Here is a 4541-nt window from a genome sequence, read left to right as displayed (position 1 = left end):
TCCGAGTCGCTGTCCGAATCCGAGTCGCTGTCAGAGTCCGAATCGCTGTCAGAATCCGAGTCGCTGTCAGAATCCGAGTCGCTATCCGAGTCAGAGTCACTGTCAGAGTCCGAATCGCTGTCCGAATCCGAGTCGCTGTCCGAGTCAGAGTCACTGTCAGAGTCCGAATCGCTGTCCGAGTCCGAGTCGCTGTCCGAGTCCGAGTCGCTGTCCGAGTCCGAATCGCTGTCCGAATCCGAGTCGCTATCCGAGTCAGAGTCACTGTCAGAATCCGAGTCGCTGTCAGAGTCGGAATCACTGTCAGAGTCCGAGTCGCTGTCAGAGTCCGAGTCGCTGTCAGAGTCCGAGTCGCTGTCGGAGTCAGAATCGCTGTCGCTATCCGAGTCGCTGTCGGAATCCGAGTCGGAGTCCGAATCCGAATCGCTGTCGGAATCCGAATCGCTGTCAGAATCCGAGTCACTGTCAGAATCCGAGTCGCTGTCAGAGTCCGAATCGCTGTCCGAATCCGAGTCGCTGTCCGAATCCGAATCGCTGTCCGAATCCGAATCGCTGTCCGAATCCGAGTCGCTGTCCGAGTCCGAATCGCTGTCGGAATCCGAATCGCTGTCAGAGTCCGAATCGCTGTCGGAATCGGAGTCACTGTCGGAGTCCGAGTCGCTGTCGGAGTCGGAATCGCTGTCGGAATCCGAGTCGCTGTCGGAATCCGAGTCGCTGTCGGAATCCGAGTCGCTGTCCGAGTCCGAATCGCTATCCGAGTCAGAGTCACTGTCAGAGTCCGAGTCGCTGTCCGAGTCCGAATCGCTATCCGAGTCAGAGTCACTGTCAGAGTCCGAGTCGCTGTCCGAGTCCGAATCGCTATCCGAGTCAGAGTCACTGTCAGAATCCGAGTCGCTGTCAGAATCCGAGTCGCTGTCGGAGTCCGAATCGCTGTCAGAATCCGAGTCGCTGTCCGAGTCGGAGTCGCTGTCCGAATCCGAGTCGCTGTCGCTATCCGAATCGCTGTCAGAGTCCGAGTCGCTGTCCGAATCTGCATCAGCATCAGATTCTCCGATATCACTTCCTGCCACGATATTAATTGTCAACGTGGCCGTAGCAGTATGACCATTCGCATCCACAATCGTGTAGGTTAAGACATCCGCCTGCCCAACAGCGTCTGCATCCCCCGTTGCTTTGTAGGTATAGCTGCCGTCGGCATGGATCGTAAGTTGCCCGTAGAGACCATTGATTACGATACCTGCTGCCGTGACATCAAGCGGTGTAGTCTGCACGCTGGAGGCAATTTTGCTTACCGTAATACCCTCACCGGTATCCGCTACATCGCCGCCTGCATCTGCGGTCAGAACATTGCCGGCAATAGCAGTCGAGGTATATTCCGTAGAATCCGTGATCGTTGCTTGCGCTACCGACAACAGATTTGCCGACGCCAGTTCATCAACCACTGCGGCCAGGCCGCCGGATGCCTGCGGTGAAGAAATCACCACCGCATAATTCCCTGCCGGCAAGTCGCTGAAGGTCGCGCTACCGGAGTAAACCAGGTTCAGTAAAGCCAGAGACGGTGTCAGGCTCACGGCATCCGGGATAATCTGCACCACCTCCCCGGTGTCGGTATTCACAATCGACAGATCGGCGGTAATAGATGATGCGCCTCCCACCAATTGCCCCAGCAGCGCCAGTACAGACTGCAGACTCAGCAATGTTGAACCGGTGACAGCAATCGTCACATCTTCGGTCGTTCCCTCACTGACCGAGAATTTTGTCGAGTTTGCTGCCAGCAGCGAAACATCAACCGTATTGAGTAAGGTGACGCCCAACAGCTGGCTCGCTGTGCCGGTCACGTTATTCAGATTGCCTTCTACGGTATCGATAGCTGCCGTATGCGTATCATCATTTGCCTGCGGTTCGGAATCCGAGTCGCTGTCAGAATCCGAGTCACTGTCGGAGTCGCTGTCAGAGTCGGAGTCGCTGTCAGAGTCGGAGTCACTGTCAGAGTCGGAATCGCTGTCAGAGTCCGAATCACTGTCAGAGTCCGAGTCGCTGTCAGAATCCGAATCGCTGTCCGAGTCCGAATCACTGTCCGAATCGGAATCGCTGTCAGAGTCGGAGTCACTGTCCGAATCGCTGTCAGAGTCGGAATCACTGTCGGAATCCGAGTCGCTGTCCGAGTCGGAGTCACTGTCGGAATCCGAGTCGCTGTCCGAGTCCGAATCGCTGTCGGAGTCGGAGTCGCTGTCCGAATCCGAGTCGCTGTCCGAATCGGAATCACTGTCAGAGTCCGAGTCGCTGTCAGAGTCCGAGTCGCTGTCGCTATCCGAATCGCTGTCAGAATCCGAATCGCTGTCCGAATCAGAGTCACTGTCAGAGTCCGAATCGCTATCCGAATCCGAATCGCTGTCGGAGTCACTGTCGGAATCCGAGTCGCTGTCCGAATCGGAATCACTGTCGGAGTCCGAGTCGCTGTCAGAGTCCGAATCGCTGTCGGAGTCGGAATCGCTGTCCGAATCCGAGTCACTGTCAGAGTCAGAATCGCTGTCGGAGTCGGAGTCACTGTCAGAATCCGAGTCGCTGTCAGAGTCCGAGTCGCTGTCAGAATCCGAGTCACTGTCCGAGTCGGAGTCGCTGTCCGAATCCGAGTCGCTGTCGGAGTCGGAATCACTGTCAGAATCCGAATCGCTGTCCGAGTCGGAGTCGCTGTCGGAGTCCGAATCGCTGTCAGAGTCGGAATCACTGTCGGAGTCGGAATCACTATCGGAATCCGAGTCGCTGTCGGAGTCGGAATCACTGTCGGAATCCGAGTCGCTGTCGGAGTCGGAGTCACTGTCGGAATCCGAGTCGCTGTCGGAATCCGAATCGCTGTCGGAATCGGAGTCGCTGTCCGAGTCCGAATCGCTGTCGCTATCCGAATCGCTGTCAGAATCCGAGTCACTGTCCGAATCGGAATCGCTGTCAGAATCCGAGTCGCTGTCAGAGTCCGAATCACTGTCGGAGTCCGAATCACTGTCGGAGTCGGAATCACTATCGGAGTCGGAATCACTATCGGAATCCGAGTCGCTGTCGGAGTCGGAATCGCTGTCGCTATCCGAATCGCTGTCAGAGTCGGAGTCACTGTCCGAATCGGAGTCGCTGTCCGAATCCGAATCGCTGTCAGAATCCGAGTCGCTGTCAGAGTCGGAATCGCTGTCAGAGTCCGAATCACTGTCGGAGTCCGAATCACTGTCGGAGTCGGAATCACTATCGGAATCCGAGTCGCTGTCGGAGTCGGAATCGCTGTCGCTATCCGAATCGCTGTCAGAGTCGGAGTCACTGTCCGAATCGGAGTCGCTGTCCGAATCCGAATCGCTGTCAGAATCCGAGTCGCTGTCAGAGTCCGAATCGCTATCCGAATCCGAGTCGCTGTCGGAGTCGGAATCGCTGTCCGAGTCGGAGTCACTGTCGGAATCCGAGTCGCTGTCGGAGTCGGAATCACTGTCGGAATCCGAGTCGCTGTCGGAGTCGGAGTCGGAGTCGCTGTCGGAGTCACTGTCGGAATCCGAGTCGCTGTCGGAGTCGGAATCACTGTCGGAATCCGAGTCGCTGTCGGAGTCGGAGTCGGAGTCGCTGTCGGAGTCGGAGTCGCTGTCGGAGTCGGAATCGCTGTCCGAATCGGAGTCGCTGTCAGAGTCCGAATCGCTGTCAGAATCCGAGTCACTGTCAGAATCCGAGTCGCTGTCAGAGTCCGAATCGCTGTCGGAATCCGAGTCGCTGTCGGAGTCGGAATCGCTGTCCGAATCCGAATCGCTGTCCGAATCGCTGTCGGAGTCCGAATCACTGTCAGAGTCCGAATCGCTGTCGGAATCCGAGTCACTGTCAGAGTCCGAGTCACTGTCGGAGTCGGAGTCGCTGTCGGAATCCGAGTCACTGTCAGAGTCGGAGTCCGAATCGCTGTCAGAGTCGGAATCACTGTCGGAATCCGAGTCGCTGTCCGAGTCGGAGTCACTGTCGGAATCCGAGTCGCTGTCCGAGTCCGAATCGCTGTCGGAGTCGGAGTCGCTGTCCGAATCCGAGTCGCTGTCCGAATCGGAATCACTGTCAGAGTCCGAGTCGCTGTCCGAATCGGAATCACTGTCGGAGTCCGAGTCGCTGTCAGAGTCCGAATCGCTGTCGGAATCCGAATCGCTGTCGGAGTCGGAATCACTGTCAGAGTCGGAGTCACTGTCGGAGTCGGAATCGCTGTCGGAGTCGGAATCACTGTCAGAGTCGGAGTCACTGTCGGAGTCGGAATCGCTGTCCGAATCCGAGTCACTGTCAGAGTCAGAATCGCTGTCGGAGTCGGAGTCACTGTCAGAATCCGAGTCGCTGTCAGAATCCGAGTCGCTGTCAGAATCCGAGTCGCTGTCAGAATCCGAGTCGCTGTCAGAGTCGGAGTCACTGTCCGAATCGGAGTCGCTGTCCGAATCCGAATCGCTGTCAGAATCCGAGTCGCTGTCGGAGTCGGAATCGCTGTCGGAATCCGAGTCACTGTCAGAGTCGGAGTCCGAATCGCTGTCAGAGTCGGAATCACTGTC

The 4541-nt window shown here is 56.9% G+C and carries 1 pseudogene; it reads right to left on the bottom strand.

The window, feature by feature from the left end:
• Positions 1 to 917 precede the first annotated feature (917 nt).
• Positions 918 to 2411 (bottom strand): annotated as a pseudogene (locus AC2CGP_RS14185) (clumping factor); the annotation flags it as partial.
• Between the last annotated feature and the right edge of the window lie 2130 nt (positions 2412 to 4541).

The sequence above is a fragment of the Klebsiella sp. SYXHC3 genome (genome assembly GCF_057196925.1).
The sequence above is the reverse complement of the archived record's forward strand: the minus strand, read 5'-3'. Positions and strand labels throughout refer to the sequence as shown.